Here is a 257-nt window from a genome sequence, read left to right as displayed (position 1 = left end):
CATATAAAAAGTCATCTAATTATGTTGAGCGCATTTGTCATAGGCGCATATTCTGCATATTGGCTATGGAATAATAATCAACCGAAGCCATTTTTCAAGGATTACAAGACTGTTGCGGAAATTAATGGCTGCCATTTTAATGTAACAGAAGATACAATTGATGGGTTGAAAGAGTTCGATAAATATAAAACACGGATACTGGATTCGGGGATTAACTGTAAAAAACATCCGTGGTTATACTTCCCTCTTGCAAAATC

The 257-nt window shown here is 35.4% G+C and carries 1 protein-coding gene; it reads left to right on the top strand.

Annotation, left to right across the window (positions count from 1 at the left end; translation table 11 throughout):
* A partial coding sequence (locus ACCD07_RS32345) for a hypothetical protein (protein ID WP_413449698.1) occupies positions 1–257 on the top strand: 257 nt, incomplete at both ends.

This window comes from Duganella sp. Dugasp56 (genome assembly GCF_047304105.1).
GTDB classification, from domain to species: domain Bacteria; phylum Pseudomonadota; class Gammaproteobacteria; order Burkholderiales; family Burkholderiaceae_D; genus Rugamonas; species Rugamonas hordei.
The sequence above is the reverse complement of the archived record's forward strand: the minus strand, read 5'-3'. Positions and strand labels throughout refer to the sequence as shown.